Here is a 22,358-nt window from a genome sequence, read left to right on the forward strand (position 1 = left end):
AAGTGAAAAAGGGGCCTAAAGGGCCCCTAACCAAACGTGATACTACCTGGTTTATAAGGGGGCTCGAACGAGCGTGCCTTATTATTCAGCTTCTACGAAGCTTTCTTCCGCCTGAGAAGCCAGATCCTGAGAACGGCCTTCACGAACGGTTGCAGCTACAGCGCCCAGGTACAGGCTAACAGCACGGATTGCGTCGTCGTTACCCGGGATAACGAAGTCAACACCGTCCGGATCAGAGTTGGTATCAACGATAGCAAATACCGGGATACCCAGGTTGTTTGCTTCTTTGATAGCAATGTGCTCGTGGTCAGCATCGATAACGAACAGTGCGTCCGGCAGGCCGCCCATGTCTTTGATACCGCCCAGGCTGTTTTCCAGTTTCTCAAGCTCACGAGTGCGCATCAGCGCTTCTTTTTTGGTCAGCTTTTCGAAAGTACCGTCCTGAGACTGAGTTTCCAGGTCTTTCAGACGTTTGATGGACTGACGAACGGTTTTCCAGTTAGTCAGCATACCGCCCAGCCAGCGATGGTTCACGAAGAACTGGTCGCAGCTGTTAGCAGCGTCTTTCACCGCTTCGCTTGCAGCACGTTTAGTACCAACGAAAAGGATTTTACCTTTGCGAGAAGCAATCTTGTTCAGTTCAGCCAGCGCTTCGTTGAACATCGGTACCGTTTTCTCAAGGTTGATGATGTGAACTTTGTTACGCGCACCGAAGATGAACGGCTTCATTTTCGGGTTCCAGTAACGGGTCTGGTGACCGAAGTGAACACCAGCCTTGAGCATGTCGCGCATGGAAACAGTTGCCATGATTAAAACCTCTATATATAAAAGTTGGGGTTATGCCTCCACGTATCCCATATTACCGACCCCAAAGGGCACCCCGGAATATGTGCCGATACGTGTGTGTTGTTACACAAAGTGAGATTTGTCGCTTCAGTCCATCTTGTGTAGTCTTCGAATGGAACGGAAGTCCGGCGCGCTTTATACCACAAATACGCCGCAGACACCAATAATTGTTGGCTCGATGTGCTGTTAATGATTCTCAATTTGGCAGGCTACGCTTTGGACTGATACCATTGACAGCACTTACACAATTATTGTCGAAATAATCGACACCGATGGACAGAATTCATGGCTATCTCAATCAAGACCCCTGAAGAAATCGAAAAAATGCGCGTCGCTGGCCGCCTGGCCGCTGAAGTGCTGGAGATGATCGAACCGTATATCAAACCGGGCGTCAGCACCGGGGAACTGGATCGCATCTGCAACGACTACATCGTCAATGAACAACACGCGATCTCCGCTTGCCTCGGCTACCACGGTTATCCGAAATCCGTTTGCATCTCCATTAATGAAGTGGTGTGCCACGGTATCCCGGACGACGGCAAATTGCTGAAAGACGGCGATATCGTCAATATCGACGTAACCGTAATTAAAGATGAATACCACGGCGATACGTCGAAAATGTTTATCGTCGGCAAACCGACGATTCTGGGCGAGCGCCTGTGCCGTGTAACCCAGGAGAGCCTGTATCTGGCGCTGCGAATGGTCAAACCGGGCATCCGTCTGCGCACGCTGGGTGCAGCCATTCAGAAATACGCGGAAGGCGAAGGCTTCTCTGTCGTTCGCGAATATTGCGGTCACGGGATTGGTCGCGGCTTCCATGAAGAACCGCAGGTTCTGCACTACGATGCGGACGACGGCGGCGTGGTTCTGCAACCGGGAATGACGTTCACCGTTGAACCGATGCTGAACGCCGGTGATTACCGCATCCGCACCATGAAAGACGGCTGGACGGTAAAAACCAAAGACAGAAGCTTGTCTGCACAGTACGAGCATACTATTGTGGTAACCGAAAACGGCTGTGAAATTCTGACGTTACGCAAGGATGACACCATCCCGGCGATTATCACGCACGACGCATAAACTTTTGCCTGATGGCGCTACCGCTTATCAGGCCTACAATCAGCGTTTACCCGTAGGCCGGATAAGGCGTTAACGCCACATCCGGCTTTTTAATGGGTGGCGCATAATGAATACTCTTCCTGAACAGCACGCGAATACGGCTCTCCCCACCCTACCCGGCCAACCGCAAAATCCGGGAGCCTGGTCACGTGACGAGCTTACCGTCAGCGGAATTAAAGCCCACATTGATATTTTCCAGCAGTGGCTGGGAGACGCTTTTGACAGCGGGATTTCCGCAGAGCAATTGATTGAAGCCCGCACCGAATTTATCGACCAGTTGTTGCAACGACTGTGGATCGATGCCGGATTCGGGCAAATTGCCGATCTGGCCCTGGTGGCCGTCGGCGGCTATGGCCGAGGCGAGCTGCATCCGCTTTCCGACATTGACCTGCTCATCCTGAGCCGTAAAAAGCTGCCCGACGCTCAGGCGCAAAAGGTCGGGGAACTGCTGACCTTGCTGTGGGATGTGAAGCTGGAAGTCGGGCATAGCGTGCGCACACTGGAAGAGTGTCTGCTGGAAGGGCTGTCGGACTTAACCGTCGCCACCAATCTGATTGAAACACGTCTGCTGATCGGCGACGTGGCGCTTTTTCTGGAGCTGCAAAAGCATATTTTCAGTGAAGGCTTCTGGCCGTCGGAGAAATTTTTCGCCGCCAAAGTCGAAGAACAAAACCAGCGCCACCAGCGCTATCACGGCACCAGCTATAACCTTGAACCCGATATTAAAAGCAGCCCCGGCGGCCTGCGTGATATCCACACCCTGCAATGGGTGGCCCGCCGCCACTTCGGCGCAACGTCTCTCAATGAGATGGTCGGCTTCGGCTTCTTAACCCAGGCAGAACGCGCCGAGCTAAACGAGTGCCTGCATATTTTGTGGCGCATTCGCTTCGCGCTGCACCTGGTGGTCAGCCGTTACGACAACCGCCTGTTGTTCGACAGGCAGCTCAGCGTTGCCCAGCGGCTCAACTACACTGGCGAAGGCAACGAGCCGGTTGAGCACATGATGAAAGACTATTTCCGGGTCACGCGTCGGGTCAGCGAACTGAACCAGATGCTATTACAGCTGTTTGATGAAGCAATCCTCGCCCTGCCCGCCGATGAAAAACCGCGCCCGATTGATGACGAGTTTCAACTGCGCGGCACGCTGATCGACCTGCGCGATGACGATCTGTTTATCCGTTCACCGGAAGCGATCCTGCGGATGTTTTATACGATGGTGCGCAATAGCACCATCACTGGCATCTATTCCACCACGCTGCGCCATCTGCGCCATGCCCGCCGCCACCTGACCCAGCCGCTGTGCTACATCCCGGAAGCGCGCTCTCTGTTTCTCAGTATGCTGCGTCATCCGGGCGCCGTCAGCCGCGGTTTGCTGCCAATGCATCGCCACAGCGTGCTTTGGGCTTACATGCCGCAATGGTCGCATATCGTCGGCCAAATGCAGTTCGACCTGTTCCATGCCTATACGGTGGATGAGCACACCATTCGCGTAATGCTGAAGCTGGAAAGTTTCGCCAAAGAAGAGACCCGCCAGCGCCATCCACTGTGCGTCGATCTCTGGCCGCGCCTGCGGCAACCGGAACTGATCCTGATCGCGGCGCTGTTCCATGATATCGCCAAAGGGCGCGGCGGCGATCACTCGGTACTCGGCGCGCAGGACGTGCTCAAATTTGCCGAACTGCACGGCCTGAACTCACGCGAAACGCAACTGGTCGCCTGGCTGGTACGCCAGCACCTGCTGATGTCGGTTACCGCCCAGCGGCGCGATATCCAGGACCCTGAGGTCATCAAACAGTTCGCCGAAGAGGTGCAAACGGAACACCGCCTGCGCTTCCTGGTATGCCTGACGGTCGCTGACATTTGCGCCACTAACGAAACGCTGTGGAACAGCTGGAAGCAAAGCCTGTTGCGCGAACTGTACTTCGCCACCGAAAAACAGCTACGTCGCGGCATGCAAAACACGCCAGATATGCGCGAACGCGTGCGCCATCATCAGCTTCAGGCGCTGGCGCTGCTGCGAATGGACAATATAAACGAAGAGGCGCTGCATCAAATCTGGACACGCTGCCGCGCTAACTATTTCGTGCGCCATAGCCCGAATCAGCTGGCCTGGCATGCGCGTCATCTGTTACAGCACGATCTGACCCGACCGCTGATTCTGGTCAGCCCGCAGGCCACGCGCGGCGGAACGGAGATCTTCATCTGGAGTCCTGACCGCCCTTATCTGTTTGCCGCCGTTTGCGCAGAGCTGGACAGGCGCAATCTGAGCGTTCATGACGCGCAAATCTTCACCACCCGCGACGGCATGGCGATGGATACCTTTATTGTGCTGGAGCCGGACGGCAGCCCTCTCTCCGCCGACCGTCACGAAGCCATCCGTTTTGGACTGGAGCAGGCGATTACCCAGAGCAGCTGGCAGCCTCCGCAGCCGCGTCGCCAGCCGGCCAAACTACGCCACTTTACCGTCGATACCGAGGTCACTTTTCTGCCTACTCACACCGACAGAAAATCGTTCCTTGAACTTATCGCTCTCGATCAGCCGGGCCTGCTGGCGCGGGTCGGGCAAATTTTTGCCGATCTGGGAATTTCGCTTCATGGCGCCCGAATTACAACCATTGGCGAGCGAGTAGAAGATTTATTCATAATCGCGACAGCCGACCGGCGTGCCCTTAATAATGAGCTACAGCAGGAAGTGCATCAACGGTTGACAGCGGCCCTCAATCCAAACGATAAAGGGTAGTGTGTTTATTCATATGGAAAGAGTTTAACAATGCAGCAGTTACAGAACGTTATTGAGTCCGCTTTCGAGCGCCGTGCCGACATCACTCCGGCGAATGTAGATACCGTGACCCGCGAAGCGGTTAACCAGGTCATTTCTCTGCTGGATTCCGGTGCGCTGCGTGTGGCAGAAAAGATTGATGGCCAGTGGGTGACTCACCAGTGGCTGAAGAAAGCGGTTCTGCTCTCTTTCCGTATTAACGATAACCAGGTTATCGACGGTGCGGAAAGCCGCTACTTCGATAAAGTACCGATGAAACTCGCCGACTATGACGAAGCGCGCTTCCAGAAAGAAGGCTTCCGCGTAGTGCCGCCTGCCGCTGTGCGTCAGGGCGCGTTTATCGCACGCAACACCGTACTGATGCCATCCTACGTAAACATCGGCGCATTCGTTGATGAAGGCACGATGGTTGATACCTGGGCGACCGTAGGTTCCTGCGCGCAGATTGGTAAAAACGTACACCTGTCCGGCGGCGTCGGCATCGGCGGAGTACTGGAACCGCTACAGGCGAACCCGACAATCATCGAAGATAACTGCTTCATCGGCGCGCGTTCTGAAGTGGTTGAAGGGGTGATCGTTGAGGAAGGTTCCGTCATCTCTATGGGCGTGTACATCGGTCAAAGCACCCGTATTTACGATCGCGAAACGGGCGAAATCCATTATGGCCGCGTACCGGCAGGCTCCGTTGTGGTTTCCGGCAACCTGCCGTCGAAAGACGGTAAATACAGCCTGTACTGTGCGGTCATCGTGAAAAAAGTCGACGCGAAGACGCGCGGCAAAGTCGGGATCAACGAGTTGTTACGTACCATCGACTAACAATGATTTGAAAAAGCGGGCTGAGCCCGCTTTTTTTACATCTGTGGCTGGCGGAAAGAGAACTTTTCGTTAATTATTCATAGGTTATGTTGAGATGAAGGGTACCGCTATGTATGACAATCTGAAAAGTCTGGGCATTACCAATCCTGAAGAAATCGATCGTTACAGCCTGCGGCAAGAAGCCAACAACGATATCCTGAAAATCTATTTCCAGAAGGATAGAGGCGAGTTCTTTGCCAAAAGCGTAAAGTTCAAATATCCCCGCCAGCGTAAAACCGTCGTCGCCGATGGTATCGGACAAGGTTACAAAGAGGTGCAGGAGATCAGTCCTAACCTGCGCTATGTGATCGATGAACTGGATCAGATCTGCCAGCGCGATCGCACGGAAGTCGATCTCAAACGTAAGATCCTGGATGATTTACGTCATCTGGAAAGCGTGGTCGCCAACAAGATCAACGAAATTGAAGCCGATCTGGAAAAACTAACGCGTAAGTAAGCTGTGTGTTGCCGGATGGCGGCGTGTTACGCCTTATCCGGCCTACAGGTAACTCCCGGTAGGCCTGATAAGCGTCGCGCCATCAGGCAATCAATGCTGCTCGTCCAGTTGCAACGCGACATACAGCAACAGCCGATCGTCAAAATTGCCCAAATCCAGCCCCGTTAACTCAGAGATGCGGTTCAGACGGTATTCCAGCGTATTACGGTGAATAAAGAGCGCCTTCGACGTTGCCAGCGGCTGCACGTTATGGCGAAACCACGCGGCCAGCGTCCGGCGTAACAGCCCGTTATTATCCATCGCCTTCAGCTTTGAGAGCGGGCGCGCCAGCTCATTGGCCTGCCAGCCGCCACGCAGGCTGTCCAGCAGCACTGGCAGCATCAAATCCTGGTAAAAGTAGCTGCGTTGCTCCGGCATACGCTGCTTGCCCACCATCATGGTGGTACGCGCAGTGCGCCAGGAGCGGGCGATACTGCCCGGGCCGGTAAAATAGTTCCCCAGTGCTACCCGAAAGCGCAATTGCCCGTTCTCTTTCATCCGGGCAATCAACTGCTCAATACGCTTGCGATGGTCGTCCGCATCCCAGCGCCCAAACTGATTCAGCGCCGGTTTCAGCACAACCATTTCCGTCAAAGAAACGATAGCAATCAAATTGTTGCGTTCAGGCGTCGTTAACGCATTTTGCAGCTGCTGCAACTCCTCCATCGCGCTGTCAACGCCAAGCTGCCCGCTGTCCACTTCGACCACGGCAGCCACACGCGGTTGGTTCAGGTCGATACCCAGCCGCTGCGCCCACTCCGTCAACGCTGGCGTATTTTCCTCAGCCTGAATCAGGTTCATCACCAGTTCTTCACGCAGACGGCTGTCCTGGGCCAGCAGATGCATCAGCCGCGACTGCTCCAGCATCATTTCGGCCGTCATACAGACCAGCTCACCGTATTTTCGCAGGTGTTGCGGCTCACCGGTTAAACCAATAACGCCGACGATCTCCCCTTCCAGGCGCAACGGCAGGTTGATCCCCTGGCGCACGCCGTGGAGATGCCGCGCCACCGCATCATCAATATCGACCACGCGCCCCTGCGACAGCACCAACAGCGCGCCTTCGTGCAATTCACCAATGCGCTCCCGATCGCCGCTACCGATAATACGCCCACGGGCATCCATTACGTTGATATTGGTATCGATGATGCGCATTGTGCGCGCCACAATATCCTGTGCCATTTTGGTATCAAGATGCCAGCCAGCCATAATCCCCTCCTGTGAGCAGAGCTCAAGCATAGGGAAGATGCTAACCTGCATCATTGTGCATCTGCACAAACTAAAGCAGAGAAGTATGGAGTTGTGGGGGGCCTCACAGAATGTGAGAAATGCCCTTTTCCCGGACCGGAAAAGGGCAAGAGAGGAAATTACTGCATCAGCAGATAGATGGTGCTATCGCCACGCTGAATATTCAGCGCCAGAACAGAAGGTTTGCTGTCGAGGATTTTACGCAGCTCAGCGATGTTCTTAATCGCCTGCTGGTTGGCTCCCACAATCACATCCCCTTTCTTCAGGCCAATCTGCGCAGCCGGCGTATTCGGCTTCACGTTGCTGACAACAACGCCTTTATCCTGGCCTTTGTTGCTCATTTCCGCGCCTTCAATACCATTGAAGATGGAGCTGGAATCAACCTGATTCTGGCTGCTCTGTTGCAGTTCCAGGTTGACAGTCACCGGCTTGCCATCACGCAGCAGACCAAGGCTGATTTTGCTGCCTACCGGCATCGTACCCACCTGGGCGCGCAGCGCGGCAAAGCTGCTGATCGGCTTACCGTTCAGGGACGTGATCACATCCCCGGCTTTAATACCGGCTTTCGCCGCAGAAGAGTTCGCCATCACCTGGCTGACAAACGCGCCGCGCTGGGCATCAACTTTCATCGCCTTCGCCAGTTCAGAGTTTAGCTCCGTCCCCATGATACCCAACTCACCGCGTTTAACCTGGCCATACTCCACCATCTGGGAGGTCAGGTTTTTCACCATGTTGCTGGGGATAGCAAAACCAATACCGATGTTGCCGCCGTCCGGCGCAAGAATCGCGGTGTTAATCCCGATCAGTTCACCGTTCAGGTTCACCAGCGCGCCACCGGAGTTACCACGGTTGATGGCGGCATCCGTCTGGATAAAGTTTTCGTAGTTTTCCGCGTTCAGACCGCTACGGCCCAGTGCGGAGACGATACCGGAAGTCACCGTTTCACCCAGACCAAACGGGTTGCCGATAGCGACGGTATAATCCCCCACGCGCAGCGCGTCGGAATCCGCCAGCTTAATGGCCGTCAGATTTTTCGGGTCCTGAATTTGAACCAGCGCGATATCAGAGCGCGGATCTTTACCGACGACCTTGGCGTCAAATTTACGGCCATCGCTCAGCTGAACTTTGATGACCGTCGCGTTATCCACCACATGGTTGTTGGTGACGACATAACCTTTTGCGGCATCAATAATGACGCCGGAGCCCAGCGCCATAAATTTCTGTTGCTGACCGCCGCCCTGACCCCCGCCCTGGCAGAACGGAGAACTCTGGAACGGCGAACCGTCCTGGCAGAATGGCGAATCATCGCCAAAGAACTGCTGGAAATTACGCGGCATGCGCGGCGTGTTGACGGTTGTGCTACCTTCCACGTTGATACTCACCACCGATGGCATCACTTTTTCGAGCATCGGTGCCAGACTTGGCATCTGCTGGGCAGTCGTTGCCGAAGACGCCGTCTCAGCCGCCGTTGCAGACAGGGGGGACAGCGCCAAACCTAAACTCAGAGCCAGTGCACTCATTGCTAATGTGGTTTTTTTCATGTGTTTCAATCTCGATTAACAGATAACGCAAAATTGCTGTGTACGTCAGATTCGTTTTATAGCGCGAAGTTCCAGAATAAAGTTTCTGGAAAAAGTAAAAATTTATTGTTCATCTTTACAAAAGCGTATTTATTATTCAACCGCCATCAGACGCCGGTATTCATCCCAGGCGTACAGATCCGTCATCCCGCTGATATAATCCTGGATCAAACGGCAGCGATAATAATATTCCAGCGTGGGATACTCCGGCGCCTCCGGCGATAATTTACTGACGGCCTCCACGTAAGCCAGGCGATGGCGCGTAGAGAGCTTCTGGAATAAACGAGATTCTATTGGAAAACGCTTCACCCGCTCTTTTTCAACCAGTTCCCTGAAATCGACCAGGGACATACGTAATAACGGTTGATAAATTTCTAATAACCCGCTGATGACGCGGTAGCCCTGTAATTCCAGTTGTTCAACATCCGGGTGGCTAAACACATGTTTTATCGCCACATTTTTATATAACTCAAGCAACTGGCTGAAGCTGCTGGCGTCTTCCAGCAGCGCATGATTGAAACTGCCGTCAAAGATTTGCGGCAGATTATCAATAAAACGCTGAGCCGCGTAGGGCACCAGTTTATTTAGCGTATTCACGCGCAAATACATAAAGAACTGATCTTCCGTACTGCGACTTAGCGAATTTGAGCGAGACTTTTCCCAGGCATTCTCAACAACCTGAGTAAACAGCGATCCTTTTTCATGGTGGCCCCATGCTTCGTAAAGATGGTGATATAACTGCTCAACGCTGAAGATTCTTTTCTCGACGGCATCTTCCAGATCGGCCACGCAATAAGAGATATCATCGGCGGCCTCCATAATCCATGTTAATGGGAAGCGGCTGTAAGGCGCTAACGCAAGTTCTTTACGTAACCTCTCAATATACGGCGCTTCAGAGAGATAATACCCCGGTTTTTTCATTAAATAACGGTGCGTCGCGGGCGTTTCTCCTCGCCACCATGCCGGGCGAGTGTATTTTAAAATGCCGCCCACCTGCGCCCAGGTCAGATTCATGCGCATTAATGTATGCACCAGGCGGATGCCCTGCGCGTTGCCCTCGAAATGACATAAATCCTGGCGCACCTTGCGACGAATATCATTCAAAGACTCCTCGCCTTCACGCAGACGCAGCGCCGCCACCGCGCAGCGATCGTCGCTAAGCGGCTGGCTTTCCGCATCCGCCGGGTGCAGGCGCTGGCGAAACCAGTCATTGATCGCCGCCTCGCCGAAATGACCAAACGGCGGATTGCCAATGTCATGCATCAGGCAGGACATTTCCACAATGCTCTCAAAGGGGCCGGTCAGTTCATCCAGACCGTATTGTTCCAGCAGCTTTAACTCTTTTAACCGGCTCAGGATCTCTTTCGCGATATAACGCCCGACCTGCTGCACCTCCATAGAATGCGTCAACCGCGTCCGAACGGCGGCATTACGCTCCAGTGGAAAGACCTGCGTTTTTTGCTGAAGCCGACGGATCGCCGGGGAATTGATGATGCGTCCACGATCGCTTTCAAAGATTCGCAGGATCTCATGTTCGGTCTTCACACCCTGCGGTGAACGATAACGACGATGCCAGTTAATTTTATTTCGGAAATCGATCTGTGCCATGTCCTCTCCCGCCTGAGAAATGCGCTTCCCCTTAAGCGCATGATAGACTATGCCCTCAAATCTGGCTTATCGCGAGTAAATCTATGAAAATCGGCATCATTGGTGCAATGGAAGAAGAAGTTACGCTGCTGCGTGACAAAATCGAAAACCGTCAGACGATCACCCTGGGCGGTTGTGAAATTTACACCGGCCAACTGAACGGGACCGAGATTGCGCTGCTGAAATCCGGCATCGGTAAAGTCGCGGCGGCGCTGGGCGCAACGTTGCTGCTGGAACGTTGCAAGCCGGATGTCATTATTAATACCGGTTCCGCTGGCGGTCTGGCCCCGACGCTGACAGTCGGCGATATCGTCGTTTCCGATGAAGCGCGTTATCACGACGCCGACGTTACCGCGTTTGGTTATGAATTTGGTCAGCTCCCTGGCTGCCCGGCAGGTTTTAAAGCCGACGACGCGCTGATCGCGGCGGCGGAATCCTGCATCGCAAAACTCAACCTGAATGCGGTTCGCGGACTGATCGTCAGCGGCGACGCTTTCATTAACGGCTCCGTGGGCCTGGCGAAAATCCGCCACAATTTCCCGCAGGCGATTACCGTGGAAATGGAAGCGACCGCGATCGCGCATGTCTGCCATAACTTCAACGTGCCTTTCGTGGTGGTTCGCGCCATCTCTGATGTGGCCGATCAGCAATCCCACCTCAGCTTTGACGAATTCCTGGCCGTAGCCGCGAAGCAGTCCAGTCTGATGGTTGAAACGCTGGTGCAGAAACTGGCGCATGGCTAAATTATTCTCCAGGGCGCTGGCCGCCCTGCTTTTAGCCCTTCCGCTGTGGCTTTGCGCCGCACCGCGCGTCGTTTCCCTCTCCCCTTCCAACACCGAACTTGCCTTTGCCGCAGGGATCACGCCCGTTGGCGTCAGCAGTTATTCCGACTATCCCCCGCAAGCAAAAAACATCGAAGAAGTCTCCACCTGGCAAGGGATGAATCTGGAACGTATTGTGGCGCTCAAACCTGACCTGGTTATCGCCTGGCGAGGGGGCAATGCTGAACGGCAGGTTAACCAGCTGGCGTCCCTGGGCATTAAAATCATGTGGGTGGATGCCGTAACCATTGAGCAGGTCGCCGACGCACTGCGCCAGCTTGCCGCATGGAGTCCTGAGCCAGAAAAAGCCAGACGTGCGGCGCAAACGCTGCTGGACGAGTATGCCGCGCTAAAGTCGCAGTACGCTGATAAACCGAAAAAACGCGTTTTTCTCCAGTTTGGCGCGAATCCGTTATTCACCAGCGGAAAAGGCTCCATCCAGCACCAGGTTCTTGAGGTCTGCGGCGGAGAAAATATTTTTGCGGGCAGTCGCGTCCCCTGGCCGCAGGTCAGCCGCGAGCAGGTGCTGGCCCGACATCCGCAGGCGATTGTCGTTACCGGCGATGCGGGCGAAATTCCTAAAATCGAACAATACTGGCAAAACCAGCTAAAAATCCCGGTTATACCGCTGAATGGTGACTGGTTTGAACGCGCGAGCCCGCGTATCATCCTCGCCGCAAAACAACTCTGTAATGCGCTTTCACAAGTAGAATAGAACCTGCGCAGTCAGGTTCTCAGTGGGGATTCGATAATGCTCGTCTATTGGCTGGATATTGTAGGCACAGCTGTCTTTGCTATCTCTGGCGTATTGCTGGCCGGAAAGTTGCGTATGGACCCGTTTGGCGTACTGGTGTTGGGCGTCGTGACCGCAGTGGGCGGCGGGACGATCCGCGATATGGCGCTGGATAACGGGCCCGTCTTTTGGGTCAAAGATCCGACCGACCTGGTGGTGGCGATGGTCACCAGCATGCTCACCATTTTGCTGGTGCGCCAGCCGAGACGATTGCCTAAATGGATGCTTCCCGTGCTGGATGCCGTCGGCCTCGCGGTGTTCGTCGGTATCGGCGTCAATAAGGCGTTCCTTGCCGAAACAGGCCCGCTGGTCGCCATCTGTATGGGCGTGATTACCGGCGTCGGCGGCGGGATTATCCGCGACGTGCTGGCGCGTGAAGTGCCGATGATCTTGCGCACGGAGATTTATGCCACGGCCTGTATTATCGGCGGCATCGTGCATGCGACGGCGTTTTATACCTTTTCCGTGCCGCTGGAAAGCGCCAGTATGATGGGGATGGTTGTGACGTTAATGATTCGTCTGGCCGCAATTCGTTGGCACTTAAAATTACCGACGTTTGCTCTGGATGAGAACGGGCGTTGATTTCACTGCCCGATGGCGCTGACGCTTATCGGGCCTACATTCAGGAACGCAGCAACACGCACCGTAGGCCGGATAAGACGCCCTGCGTCGCCATCCGGCAATACATCAGATACTAAAGGACGAACCACACCCGCAGGTGCTTTTCGCATTCGGGTTGGTGACCACAAAGCGGGAACCTTCCAGACCTTCGGTGTAATCGACAGCGCCGCCTACCAGATATTGCAAGCTCATCGGGTCAACCACCAGGCCAACACCCTGCTTCTCGATGGTCATATCACCTTCGTTCACCTGATCATCAAAGGTAAAACCGTACTGGAAACCGCTGCAACCACCGCCGGTGATATACACGCGCAGTTTCAGATTCGGGTTATCTTCGTCAGCGATCAGGCTTTTTACTTTCTTGGCTGCTGCTTCAGTAAATTGCAGTGGCAGCGCTACGTCATCACTCATTTTTTGCTCCAAACGACATTGGCAATTGGGCAAATTATAACCCAATCGTTATGGCATTATCTAATACCCTGGTATTTCATTCAAGTATTCTCACCAGCGACCGACTGCTGGCTTTTTGCCGCCTGCTCCGCATCCTGTTTCGCCAGCGTGCGCGCAAGGATGGTGGAGTATAGCGGTTTTCCGCCCATAAATTGTGCTAATAGTGTTGCGCCAAGACAGGTAATAATCATTGGCAAAATGAGCTGATAGTTATCGGTCATCTCCAGCACTAACACGATTCCCGTTAAAGGCGCACGCACCGACGCCGCCAGCAACGCGCCCATTCCGGCAATCGCGAATGTTCCGGCTTCCAGATGGTACTGCGGAAAACACGCCGCAGCCGCCATACCAAATGAGGTGCCGAGCAACGTCCCCAGCGCCAGCATTGGCGCAAAAATTCCGCCCGGCGCACCGGATGAGAAACAAAGCAGCGTGGTAAGGACGCGGGCAATAAAAATAAACAGCAGCAGGCCTACGCTGTAATTCCCCGCCGCCGCAATGGGGATCAAATTAAATCCACCGCCCGCCGCTTCCGGCTCAATTAAGCCGAGAATGCCGCACAGGCCGCCGATCGCGCCGCCCATCAGAACCCACTTTTTGATTTCACCGCCGTGAAAATGCTGGAACATATCCTGAGTGCGCAATACCAGGTGATTGAACAGCGGCCCGACGCAGCCAAAAATCATACCGAGGATTAAATATAACCATAGCGTATTAACCGGTGCGTTTGAGAGCTTCCCGACCTCAATAATCGGCGCTTCACCGTTAAAAATACGAAACACAATGCTCGACATGATCACGCCCGTAAACACGGCTTTGATCGAAATTAAATTGTAGCGAAACTGCGGGCGCATCTCTTCGATGATAAATAAGATCCCCGCCAGCGGCGCGTTAAAGGCTGCCGATAACCCTGCGGCCGCACCGGTTGCCAGTAAGGTGTGACGCGCCTCGGCGCTACGCATACGGAAGAGATCCAGCACCATTCGCCCGATATTGCCCCCGATTTGTACCGTCGGCCCTTCCCGCCCCAGCACCATGCCAGCGCCCAGCGTTCCCATACCGCCCACAAATTTCACCGGCAGCACGCGCCACCAGCGAACAGGACGCAACTCTTCCAGCGCGCCTTCTATTTCCGGGATGCCCGACCCACCGGCTTCCGGCGCAAACTTACGCACCAGAAAATAACCGACCATCGCCAGCAGCGCAGAGAGGATAAAGGCCAGCGGCCAGACCAGAATCGCGTAATCGGCCGTCTGAACGAGCGCGCCGATACGTAAGTTCTGCACCCAGGTCACGGCTTTCTCAAACGCGACGCCAATAAGACCCGTGACGGTGCCGACCACCGCCGCCGTTAATAAGATGGCAAGCGGCGTTTTATCCCGCTGAAGTAGTCTGCGGATCAGATCCCCGCGCCGTAAGCGCACAACTTGCTGTGCTTCGAAAGTGGGAGTGTCTGTGTTCATCAGATGATCATTAATTGGTAATACAAATACAGAAGCGGCATTGTACCCGCCTGTTTCGGGAAAATCCCCTGTAAATCGTCATGTTTCAAATGCGCAAAATGTTCATAACCTTCTGTGAATAACTTAGAATAAAGGGCATTCACTTTTTCTACGAACCAGGAACCCCATCCATGAGCAAGTCTGAAAACCTCTACAGCGCAGCGCGCGAGCTTATCCCCGGCGGCGTCAACTCCCCTGTTCGCGCCTTCACTGGCGTGGGCGGCACCCCGCTGTTTATCGAAAAAGCAGACGGCGCGTATCTGTATGATGTCGATGGCAAAGCGTACATCGATTACGTCGGCTCCTGGGGTCCGATGGTGCTGGGCCATAACCACCCCGCCATCCGTAATGCAGTGATTGAAGCCGCTGCGCGCGGGCTGAGCTTCGGCGCACCGACCGAGATGGAAGTTAAAATGGCGGAGCTGGTCACCGAACTGGTGCCGACTATGGACATGGTGCGGATGGTGAACTCCGGCACCGAAGCCACAATGAGTGCGATTCGCCTGGCGCGCGGCTTCACCGGTCGCGACAAGATCATCAAATTTGAAGGCTGCTACCACGGCCACGCCGACTGCCTGCTGGTGAAAGCGGGTTCCGGCGCACTGACGCTGGGCCAGCCGAACTCACCGGGCGTTCCGGCTGATTTCGCCAGACATACCCTGACCTGCACCTATAACGATCTGGCCTCTGTACGCGCGGCGTTCGAGCAATATCCGCAAGAGATTGCCTGTATTATCGTCGAGCCGGTGGCGGGCAATATGAACTGCATCCCTCCGCTGCCGGAATTCCTGCCGGGTCTGCGCGCCCTGTGCGACGAATTCGGCGCGCTGCTGATCATCGACGAAGTGATGACCGGTTTCCGCGTGGCGCTGGCGGGCGCACAGGATTATTACGGCGTAGTGCCGGATCTGACCTGTCTGGGCAAAATCATCGGCGGCGGTATGCCGGTAGGCGCATTTGGCGGACGCCGCGATGTGATGGACGCACTGGCGCCGACTGGCCCGGTTTACCAGGCGGGAACGCTTTCCGGCAACCCGATTGCTATGGCGGCGGGTTTCGCCTGCCTGACCGAAGTCGCCCAGCCGGGGATTCACGAGACGCTGGACGAACTGACGACCCGCCTGGCAGAAGGCCTGCTGGACGCCGCGCAGGAAGCCAACATTCCACTGGTGGTGAATCACGTCGGCGGTATGTTCGGCATCTTCTTTACCGACGCGGAATCCGTAAACTGCTATCAGGATGTAATGGCATGCGACGTTGAGCGCTTCAAACGTTTCTTCCACATGATGCTGGATGAAGGCGTTTACCTGGCGCCGTCCGCCTTCGAGGCAGGCTTTATGTCCGTGGCGCACAGCATGGACGATATCAACAACACCATTGATGCCGCACGTCGGGTATTTGCGAAACTGTAAATCGTCATTGCCGGGTGGCGCTTACGCTTACCCGGCCTACATATGGCGCCGTAGGCCGGATAAAGCACCATTACCGGCTCTGTTTGCGTAACAGATAAATAAAATACGGCGCGCCGATAAACGTCGAGAGCAATCCCGCCGGGATCTGATACGGGAACAACACCATTCTGCCGCACCAGTCGGCGAAAACCAGCAGTATTCCCCCCGCCAGCGCCGACATAATCATATGCGGCATCGTGCGGCGAAAACCGAGCATCCGTGCGATATGCGGCGCCATCAGCCCAACGAAGCTCAGCGGCCCAATGGTCATCGTCGCGGTCGCCGTCAGACAGGCCGCCAGCAACAACAGCCCAACACGCGATGGCGTCAACGCGATACCCACCGCCCGCGCCGTCTCGCCGCCCAGCGGTAAAATGGTTAACCAGCGACGACACAGCGGCGTAATCGCCAACAGAATCACCATCACAATGCCGGTGCGTACCACCTGTTCTTCCGACGCGTTGTAGGTCGAACCGGAGATCCAGGTCAGCACTCCCGCCATGCGCGGATCGCCGCTCGCCTGTAACATCATCAACAACATCGTAAATGCCGTACTGAGCGCCATCCCCGCCAGCAGCATACGGTGCGGAGAAAAGCCCCCGCGTCCTGCCGCGACCATGATGATCAGCAACGTCGCCGCCGCGCCGATGCTCCCGGCAGGCAGCAACCAGCCAAAGGCGTTACCCGGCACCAGGAACAGCATCAGCACCACGCCGAACGCCGCGCCGGAGCTGATACCCAGCACTTCCGGGCTGGCCATCGGGTTTCCGGTCAGGCGTTGAATAATGCACCCCGCTACCGCCAGCATCACGCCCGCAATCAATGCCGCCAGAATACGCGGCCAGCGCCAGGGCATCAGTTCATCCAGCAGCGCGCCGCTCGCCCAGTTCCAGCCGTGTGCGTCACGGCCAAAAGAGAGCGCCACGAACACCGCTAACAGCAGCACGACACCGCCTGCCAGCGCAAAACTCAACACATGCTGGCGTTCCGCCGCTACGCGGTCATTGGCGTTCATTGCCGGCGCGCTCATGCTGCGCAGACGCGGCAGCAGCCACAGCAACAGCGGCGCGCCAATCAGCGCCGTCACGGAACCCGTGGAGACCTCCATCCAGACGCGGGTCAGCCACAAAATGGTCTGATCGGAAAGCCAGAGGATCAGCGCGCCAATCAGCGGCGCCAGCATCAGGCGCGCCAGTAAGCGACGCGCCCCAAGCATTTTCGCCAGCAGCGGGGCGAACAGGCCGATAAAGCCGATAATCCCAACGGCGTTAACCAGCATCGCGCTGAGCACGATCGCCAGCGATAAAGCCGCCAGACGCGCCAGCGACAAGGCCAGCCCCAGATTGCGCGCCACGCCGTCATCCAGCCCCATCAGGGTCATCGGACGCAGCAATAGCAAGGTGAGCATCACGCCGCCCAGCAGCTGCGGCCACAGCCTCTGCACCCCGCTCCAGTCGGTTTGCGTCAGCGTTCCGGTGCTCCACAGGAACATGCTTTGCAACTGGTCGTGGTGGAAAATCACCATCAGCTGGTTAATCGCCCCGCAATACAGGCTCACCACCAGACCGGCGAGAATCAGCGTAACCGGTGACAGGCGTTTTCCCCAGGCGACGCCAAACACCAGCGCCCCCACCACGCACGCGCCTGCCAGCGCCGCAAATTGCGTGGCCATCGCGCCGGGAATCGCCCATAGCGTCGTTAGCGTAATCCCGAGCTGCGCCCCTGTCGCCACGCCGAGCGTCGTTGGCTCCGCCAGCGGGTTACGCAGCACCTGCTGGAACAATACGCCCACCAGCCCAAGCCCGGCCCCGACCAGCAAGGCGATCGCCAGGCGCGGCAGCAGGCTATAGTGGAAAATCATTTGCTCAATGCTGTCGATATCCGGCGACCAGAACGCTTGCTGCCACTGGCTGCGCGGCAATGCGATGGAGAAGTTAAACCAGGTCAGCCAGGCAGCAGCGATAAATAACACCGCCAGCAGCAACGCCGGAAATAGCGCAATACGTCGACTCACGCTTTACCTCCCAGCGCATTATCCAGAATGCGCACGAAACGCATGCTCGACAGCGTCGCGCCATAAAACCAGACGGCAGGCACGCGCTGAAAACGTCCGGCGCGCACAAACGGCATCGCCTGCCACAGCGGCGTCGCCATCAGCGCAGCCATATCCGGGTTATTGCCGTGATCAAAACAGAGGACGTCAGCGTCTTTATAGGCCGCCAGCCGGTCGATACCAACCGCAGTGCTGCCCCAGAAATTGGTTTCCCCCTGCCAGGCATTGCGAATGCCGAACGCGTCCAGCGTCTCCTGGAATAAGCAGTTCGGGCCGAAAACCAGCATATGGCGCGGATCGAGCAACGTCATTAGCAGCAGAGGCCGGTCGCCACGCCGGGCAAAGCGCGGTTTCTGGCTGTCGATAAAGCTATCGTATTCCGCCAGATGGCGGCTGGCCGCAGACTCAAGATTAAGCAGTTGCGCCATTTCAATTAACGACTGACGCGCTACCGCTAACGGCTTTTTGCCGTCGCTGAAGCTAAAGCCGCGCCCCGGCGCGATACGCGCCAGCTTTTCAGGCGAAGGGCCATAGCCTGCCGACCAGACCATAAATGAGGGCTTCATTTCGGTCAGCAGTTCCAGATTAGGTTCGGTACGCAGCCCAACGTCAATGACCGACTCCGGCAATGCCGGCTCGTTAACCCACAGGCGATAATTGGGAATATCCGCCACGCCGTAAGGCATGATGCCGAGCGCTAACAGCAGCTCTACCGGCAACCACTCCAGGGCGACAATACGATGAGGATCGACGGTTGCGGCCCGGGCTTGCCCCATTTGCCAGAGCAGAGGAGAAAGCGCCATCGCCGTTAACAATCGACGTCGGGTAATAGAATGTAAACCGCTCATTAATAGACAAAACTCACGGGTGCGGCGCCAGCCGGATGCGGCAAAATTCCCATCGGGATGCCATAAATCAGCTCCAGCGTTTCACCACGCATCAACTCTGCTGGCGTTCCCTGGGCAATCATTTCGCCACCGCGCAGCGCCACCAGATAATCACAGTAGCGGGCCGCCATGTTGATGTCGTGCAAAACGGCAATCACCGTCAACCCACGCTGCTGGCTTAAGCGGTGCACCAGCGCCAGCACATCAACCTGATGCGCGATATCCAGCGCGGAGGTGGGTTCATCGAGTAGCAGACAGCGGCTATCCTGGGCCACCAGCATGGCGATCCACGCCCGCTGACGTTCCCCACCGGAGAGGCTGTCCACCAGACGGTGCGCCAGTGGCTTTAGTCCCACCAGCGTAATCGCCTCTTCCACTTTTTCTCTGTCGGTTACGCCAAAACGACCCAGCGCGCCGTGCCACGGATAACGCCCAATCGCCACCAGCTCGCGCACCGTCATCCCTTCCGCCTGCGGAAGCTGCTGCGGCAGATAGGCGACCTTGCGGGCAAACGCTTTACTGTTCCAGCTGTTCAACGGCTGATCGTCGAGCAACACGTCGCCTTCCGACGGCGGTTGATGCCGCCCCAGCATTTTCAGTAAGGTTGATTTACCTGAACCGTTGTGACCAATAAGCCCGGTAACTTTACCCACCGGAAAGGTCAGCGAAAGAGGATGCAGAAGCGTGCGGCCAGGCACACGAAAGGAGACATTACGTAGGGCGAAAGTCGTGTCGGGACGGGTTATGTTTTCCTGCATAGCGGCCAACTTGTAAAGCGGGCACGGCGAACCGTGCCCAAAGAGAAATTAGAAACGGAAGGTTGCGGTTGCAACGACCTGACGCTCCGCGCCCCAGAAGCAGCCATAGGTGTTAAAGCAGCTTGCGACGTACTCACGGTCAAACAAGTTGTTCACATGCAGCGCCACGTTAGACCCAGCCATACCAACGCGCGCCAGATCGTAACGTACTAACGCATCCACCAGCGTATAGCTCCCCACTTTGAAGGAGTTTGCCGGGTCGCCATAGCTGGAGCCAGTATAACGAACACCCGTACCCAACGTCAGCCCGGAAAGCGCGCCGTCATAGAGGGTGTAATCACCCCACAATGATGCCATATGTTTAGGCACCTGAGCAGGCGTGTTGCCTTTGTAGCTGGTGTCGGTAGTGTATTCCGCATCGGTATAGGTATAAGAACCAACCACGTTGACGCTTGCAGACAGCGCGGCTTTCGCTTCAATTTCCACACCACGTGAACGAATTTCACCGCCTTCGACTGACCAGGACGATCCATTCGGGTCGGGCATCAGATTGTTGGTTTTGGTGAGCTGATACACTGCACCGGTAATCACGATCGGACGATCGCTCGGCACGTATTTCACACCAGCTTCGTACTGCTTACCTTTGGATGGAGCAAAGATATTACCGCTTTCCCCCGTCTGCGAAGCCGGTTCAAACGACTCGCTATAGCTGAAATACGGGGTTACGCCATTGTCGAACAGGTAGTTAACACCGCCACGCCAGGTGAACTGTTTGTCATCGCGCTTATCGGTAGTACCGTAAACACGGTTGAAGGACTCCTGGTCAGCCCAGTCATAACGACCACCCAGGGTAACCAGCACCTTATCCCACTGCATCTGATCCTGCACGTACAAGCCAGTTTGCTTCTGCTTGTTCAGCACTTTGTAAGGGCCTGAAGGGCCAGGATGTGAGCCAAAATCGAAGTCACTGCGATCAAGGTTATAGATGTCGGACGGCGTTACAGAACCAGCATAGCCAAACCAGGAGTCAATATCGTTACGCATACGCATAAAGTCAACGCCGGTCAGCAGCGTGTGATCCACATCGGCCGTTGCAAACTTGCTTTGCAGTTGGGTATCAACAGCGAAGTTCTGCAATTTCTCATTATCGATAACGTACTGACGAGTCAGCGTATGACCCCAATCTGACTGAGGAACGCTGGCGCAAGGACTATTAGCCGGATCCTTTGTATAGAGCGGATCGGAGCACATACCGTAGCCATACACGCTGTTCTGCGAGACTTTATTTTGCGCGTAACGCAGGTTCTGACGCACGGTAAAGGTGTCGTTAAATTCGTGGTCGAAGCTGTAGCCCACCATCTTCTCGTTACGAGAATAGGTATTGTTGTTCGCACCTTCGTTGAAATCGGTAGAGAGACGCTTACCGTTCGGTAACTTAGTCACTGTCCCTTCTTTCGGCAGCCAGCCGTAATAACCTGTTTCCGGTTCATTCTGGAAATAAGATAAGAAGGTAAAGTTGGTTTTATCATTCGGACGCCAGCTGAAAGATGGCGCAATGGCATAACGCTGTTCTTCCGCACCTTGCTGCTGGGCATTCGCAGAACGCGCAAGGCCGGTTAAGCGATAAGAGTAAACACCATCGTCATCCAGAGCATCACTAAAGTCAAAACCGGTCTGGAACAGGCTGTCGGTGCCCATCTTGAACTGAACTTCTTTCAGCGGTTCCGTGGTTGGGCGCTTGCTGACCATGTTCAACAAACCACCAGGGTTGCTTTTTCCGTAGAGAACGGAAACCGGGCCGCGCATGACTTCAGCGCGCTCCAGCATATAAGGGTCAATCACCGCATCATTGTAAAAGTTACCCTGCATCTTCAGGCCATTCAGATAGTTGTTCTGACTTTGGCCGTCAGCGGCGAAACCGCGGATGATCAGGTAATCATAAGTGTTAGACGCGCCACGGGTGCCCACGGCAACACCAGGAGTGTAGCTGAGCGCCTCTTTCACAGATTTAGGCTGATGCAGCGCCATCTCCTCGGCAGTTACCACAGAAATAGACTGTGGCACCTTTTGAATGGGGGTATCCGTTTTGGTCGCTGTGGCGGATTGTCTGGCCGCGATGGTCGCCGCCGGCCCCCAGGCACTTTCCTGCTGGGCAGGTGCAGCGGTTACGGTGATAGTTTCTTCTTTCGGTTCAACCGCCGCCTGTGCATAGACAGACATGCCGCTAACCGCTGTGGCTACTACGACTGCGATTTTACGCAGCGAAGAGTTTGGCTGAGCAGTTTTAAGACGCGCCATTGGTATATCTCTAATGAAAAGTGAATGATAACGTAAACGAGAATTATTCTTATGACCGCAGCATAATATTCGAAACGTTGGCGCGATAGCAAGCAATACGCGCCCCTATCAAAACTAAGGGGTTAAGAAATAACCAGATGAAAAGGAAGGGTTA

The 22,358-nt window shown here is 55.4% G+C and carries 18 protein-coding genes and 1 pseudogene; 8 read left to right on the top strand and 11 right to left on the bottom strand.

Features of this window, described 5'->3' with window-relative positions; all coding sequences use genetic code 11:
- Positions 1-81: 81 nt before the first annotated feature.
- Positions 82-807, bottom strand: a complete 726-nt coding sequence (gene rpsB / locus OGV50_RS13910) for a 30S ribosomal protein S2 (protein ID WP_012133990.1) — start codon at positions 805-807, stop codon at positions 82-84.
- 324 nt (positions 808-1,131) lie between these two features.
- Between rpsB and map the strand changes: the two genes are divergently transcribed.
- The 4 genes from map (at position 1,132) to OGV50_RS13930 (ending at position 6,056) form a co-directional block, all read left to right on the top strand.
- Complete coding sequence (gene map / locus OGV50_RS13915) at positions 1,132-1,926, top strand: type I methionyl aminopeptidase (protein ID WP_012133991.1); 795 nt, start codon at positions 1,132-1,134, stop codon at positions 1,924-1,926.
- Between the two features lie 106 nt (positions 1,927-2,032).
- Positions 2,033-4,705, top strand: a complete 2,673-nt coding sequence (gene glnD / locus OGV50_RS13920) for a bifunctional uridylyltransferase/uridylyl-removing protein GlnD (RefSeq protein ID WP_047458818.1) — start codon at positions 2,033-2,035, stop codon at positions 4,703-4,705.
- Between the two features lie 30 nt (positions 4,706-4,735).
- The gene (dapD, locus tag OGV50_RS13925; RefSeq protein WP_286488591.1) at positions 4,736-5,560 is read left to right on the top strand and encodes a 2,3,4,5-tetrahydropyridine-2,6-dicarboxylate N-succinyltransferase; all 825 of its coding nucleotides are present in this window, start codon (positions 4,736-4,738) and stop codon (positions 5,558-5,560) included.
- A 109-nt stretch (positions 5,561-5,669) separates the two neighbouring features.
- Complete coding sequence (locus tag OGV50_RS13930) at positions 5,670-6,056, top strand: DUF3461 family protein (RefSeq protein ID WP_024130689.1); 387 nt, start codon at positions 5,670-5,672, stop codon at positions 6,054-6,056.
- A gap of 90 nt (positions 6,057-6,146) precedes the next feature.
- Here the strand turns inward: OGV50_RS13930 and cdaR are convergent, their stop codons facing one another.
- The 3 genes from cdaR to dgt form a co-directional block, all read right to left on the bottom strand.
- Positions 6,147-7,304: a DNA-binding transcriptional regulator CdaR gene (cdaR, locus tag OGV50_RS13935; RefSeq protein WP_049011619.1), complete on the bottom strand. Its 1,158-nt coding sequence runs from the start codon at positions 7,302-7,304 to the stop codon at positions 6,147-6,149.
- A gap of 158 nt (positions 7,305-7,462) precedes the next feature.
- The gene (gene degP, locus OGV50_RS13940) at positions 7,463-8,884 is read right to left on the bottom strand and encodes a serine endoprotease DegP (RefSeq protein ID WP_012133996.1); all 1,422 of its coding nucleotides are present in this window, start codon (positions 8,882-8,884) and stop codon (positions 7,463-7,465) included.
- Between the two features lie 132 nt (positions 8,885-9,016).
- On the bottom strand, positions 9,017-10,531 hold the full coding sequence (dgt, locus tag OGV50_RS13945; protein ID WP_012133997.1) for a dGTPase: 1,515 nt from the start codon (positions 10,529-10,531) through the stop codon (positions 9,017-9,019).
- Between the two features lie 83 nt (positions 10,532-10,614).
- Here dgt and mtnN point away from each other — a divergent pair, with 83 nt between their 5' ends.
- From mtnN to OGV50_RS13960, 3 genes are read left to right on the top strand one after another with little or no spacing between them, the layout of a single operon-like run.
- Positions 10,615-11,313, top strand: a complete 699-nt coding sequence (gene mtnN / locus OGV50_RS13950; protein WP_286488592.1) for a 5'-methylthioadenosine/S-adenosylhomocysteine nucleosidase — start codon at positions 10,615-10,617, stop codon at positions 11,311-11,313.
- Positions 11,306-12,106: a vitamin B12 ABC transporter substrate-binding protein BtuF gene (gene btuF, locus OGV50_RS13955; RefSeq protein WP_012133999.1), complete on the top strand. Its 801-nt coding sequence runs from the start codon at positions 11,306-11,308 to the stop codon at positions 12,104-12,106. The genes mtnN and btuF overlap by 8 nt, the downstream gene beginning before the upstream one ends.
- 36 nt (positions 12,107-12,142) lie before the next feature.
- A complete protein-coding gene (locus OGV50_RS13960; protein ID WP_012134000.1) occupies positions 12,143-12,766 on the top strand; it encodes a TRIC cation channel family protein in 624 nt (207 codons plus the stop codon).
- Positions 12,767-12,871: 105 nt separating this feature from the next.
- Here OGV50_RS13960 and erpA read toward each other — a convergent pair whose 3' ends face one another.
- From erpA to clcA, 3 genes and pseudogenes are all read right to left on the bottom strand, one after another.
- Positions 12,872-13,216, bottom strand: coding sequence for an iron-sulfur cluster insertion protein ErpA (gene erpA, locus OGV50_RS13965; RefSeq protein ID WP_012134001.1), 345 nt, complete (start codon positions 13,214-13,216; stop codon positions 12,872-12,874).
- Positions 13,209-13,268 (bottom strand): annotated as a pseudogene (yadW, locus tag OGV50_RS13970) (small protein YadW). The gene erpA and the pseudogene yadW overlap by 8 nt, the downstream one beginning before the upstream one ends.
- Positions 13,269-13,296: 28 nt before the next feature.
- The gene (gene clcA / locus OGV50_RS13975; protein WP_200091446.1) at positions 13,297-14,718 is read right to left on the bottom strand and encodes a H(+)/Cl(-) exchange transporter ClcA; all 1,422 of its coding nucleotides are present in this window, start codon (positions 14,716-14,718) and stop codon (positions 13,297-13,299) included.
- Between the two features lie 170 nt (positions 14,719-14,888).
- Here clcA and hemL point away from each other — a divergent pair, with 170 nt between their 5' ends.
- A complete protein-coding gene (gene hemL, locus OGV50_RS13980; RefSeq protein WP_049011622.1) occupies positions 14,889-16,169 on the top strand; it encodes a glutamate-1-semialdehyde 2,1-aminomutase in 1,281 nt (426 codons plus the stop codon).
- Positions 16,170-16,239: 70 nt separating this feature from the next.
- Here the strand turns inward: hemL and fhuB are convergent, their stop codons facing one another.
- Genes fhuB through fhuA form a run of 4 tightly spaced genes read right to left on the bottom strand, consistent with a single transcriptional unit; the run spans position 16,240 to position 22,204 of the window.
- Positions 16,240-18,222, bottom strand: a complete 1,983-nt coding sequence (gene fhuB / locus OGV50_RS13985) for a Fe(3+)-hydroxamate ABC transporter permease FhuB (RefSeq protein ID WP_058668589.1) — start codon at positions 18,220-18,222, stop codon at positions 16,240-16,242.
- Complete coding sequence (gene fhuD, locus OGV50_RS13990; RefSeq protein WP_024130692.1) at positions 18,219-19,109, bottom strand: Fe(3+)-hydroxamate ABC transporter substrate-binding protein FhuD; 891 nt, start codon at positions 19,107-19,109, stop codon at positions 18,219-18,221. Before fhuD ends, fhuB begins: the two co-directional genes overlap by 4 nt.
- Positions 19,109-19,906 carry a Fe3+-hydroxamate ABC transporter ATP-binding protein FhuC gene (gene fhuC, locus OGV50_RS13995; RefSeq protein ID WP_012134007.1) on the bottom strand — a complete coding sequence of 266 codons (798 nt, stop codon included), beginning with the start codon at positions 19,904-19,906 and terminating at the stop codon, positions 19,109-19,111. Before fhuC ends, fhuD begins: the two co-directional genes overlap by 1 nt.
- Positions 19,907-19,954: 48 nt before the next feature.
- Positions 19,955-22,204, bottom strand: a complete 2,250-nt coding sequence (fhuA, locus tag OGV50_RS14000; protein ID WP_012134008.1) for a ferrichrome porin FhuA — start codon at positions 22,202-22,204, stop codon at positions 19,955-19,957.
- Between the last annotated feature and the right edge of the window lie 154 nt (positions 22,205-22,358).

This window comes from Citrobacter sp. CK180, from assembly GCF_030333655.1.
GTDB lineage: Bacteria > Pseudomonadota > Gammaproteobacteria > Enterobacterales > Enterobacteriaceae > Citrobacter_B > Citrobacter_B koseri.

Excerpts from the sequence above, each read along its gene's own strand:
- cdaR (WP_049011619.1), bottom strand. The coding sequence starts at position 7,304 with ATGGCTGGCTGGCATCTTGATACCAAAATGGCACAGGATATTGTGGCG.
- OGV50_RS13960 (WP_012134000.1), top strand. The coding sequence starts at position 12,143 with ATGCTCGTCTATTGGCTGGATATTGTAGGCACAGCTGTCTTTGCTATC.
- map (WP_012133991.1), top strand. The coding sequence starts at position 1,132 with ATGGCTATCTCAATCAAGACCCCTGAAGAAATCGAAAAAATGCGCGTC.
- OGV50_RS13930 (WP_024130689.1), top strand. The coding sequence starts at position 5,670 with ATGTATGACAATCTGAAAAGTCTGGGCATTACCAATCCTGAAGAAATC.
- btuF (WP_012133999.1), top strand. The coding sequence starts at position 11,306 with ATGGCTAAATTATTCTCCAGGGCGCTGGCCGCCCTGCTTTTAGCCCTT.
- clcA (WP_200091446.1), bottom strand. The coding sequence starts at position 14,718 with ATGAACACAGACACTCCCACTTTCGAAGCACAGCAAGTTGTGCGCTTA.
- fhuA (WP_012134008.1), bottom strand. The coding sequence starts at position 22,204 with ATGGCGCGTCTTAAAACTGCTCAGCCAAACTCTTCGCTGCGTAAAATC.
- dgt (WP_012133997.1), bottom strand. The coding sequence starts at position 10,531 with ATGGCACAGATCGATTTCCGAAATAAAATTAACTGGCATCGTCGTTAT.
- mtnN (WP_286488592.1), top strand. The coding sequence starts at position 10,615 with ATGAAAATCGGCATCATTGGTGCAATGGAAGAAGAAGTTACGCTGCTG.
- degP (WP_012133996.1), bottom strand. The coding sequence starts at position 8,884 with ATGAAAAAAACCACATTAGCAATGAGTGCACTGGCTCTGAGTTTAGGT.
- dapD (WP_286488591.1), top strand. The coding sequence starts at position 4,736 with ATGCAGCAGTTACAGAACGTTATTGAGTCCGCTTTCGAGCGCCGTGCC.
- glnD (WP_047458818.1), top strand. The coding sequence starts at position 2,033 with ATGAATACTCTTCCTGAACAGCACGCGAATACGGCTCTCCCCACCCTA.
- fhuC (WP_012134007.1), bottom strand. The coding sequence starts at position 19,906 with ATGCAGGAAAACATAACCCGTCCCGACACGACTTTCGCCCTACGTAAT.
- rpsB (WP_012133990.1), bottom strand. The coding sequence starts at position 807 with ATGGCAACTGTTTCCATGCGCGACATGCTCAAGGCTGGTGTTCACTTC.
- fhuD (WP_024130692.1), bottom strand. The coding sequence starts at position 19,109 with ATGAGCGGTTTACATTCTATTACCCGACGTCGATTGTTAACGGCGATG.
- erpA (WP_012134001.1), bottom strand. The coding sequence starts at position 13,216 with ATGAGTGATGACGTAGCGCTGCCACTGCAATTTACTGAAGCAGCAGCC.
- hemL (WP_049011622.1), top strand. The coding sequence starts at position 14,889 with ATGAGCAAGTCTGAAAACCTCTACAGCGCAGCGCGCGAGCTTATCCCC.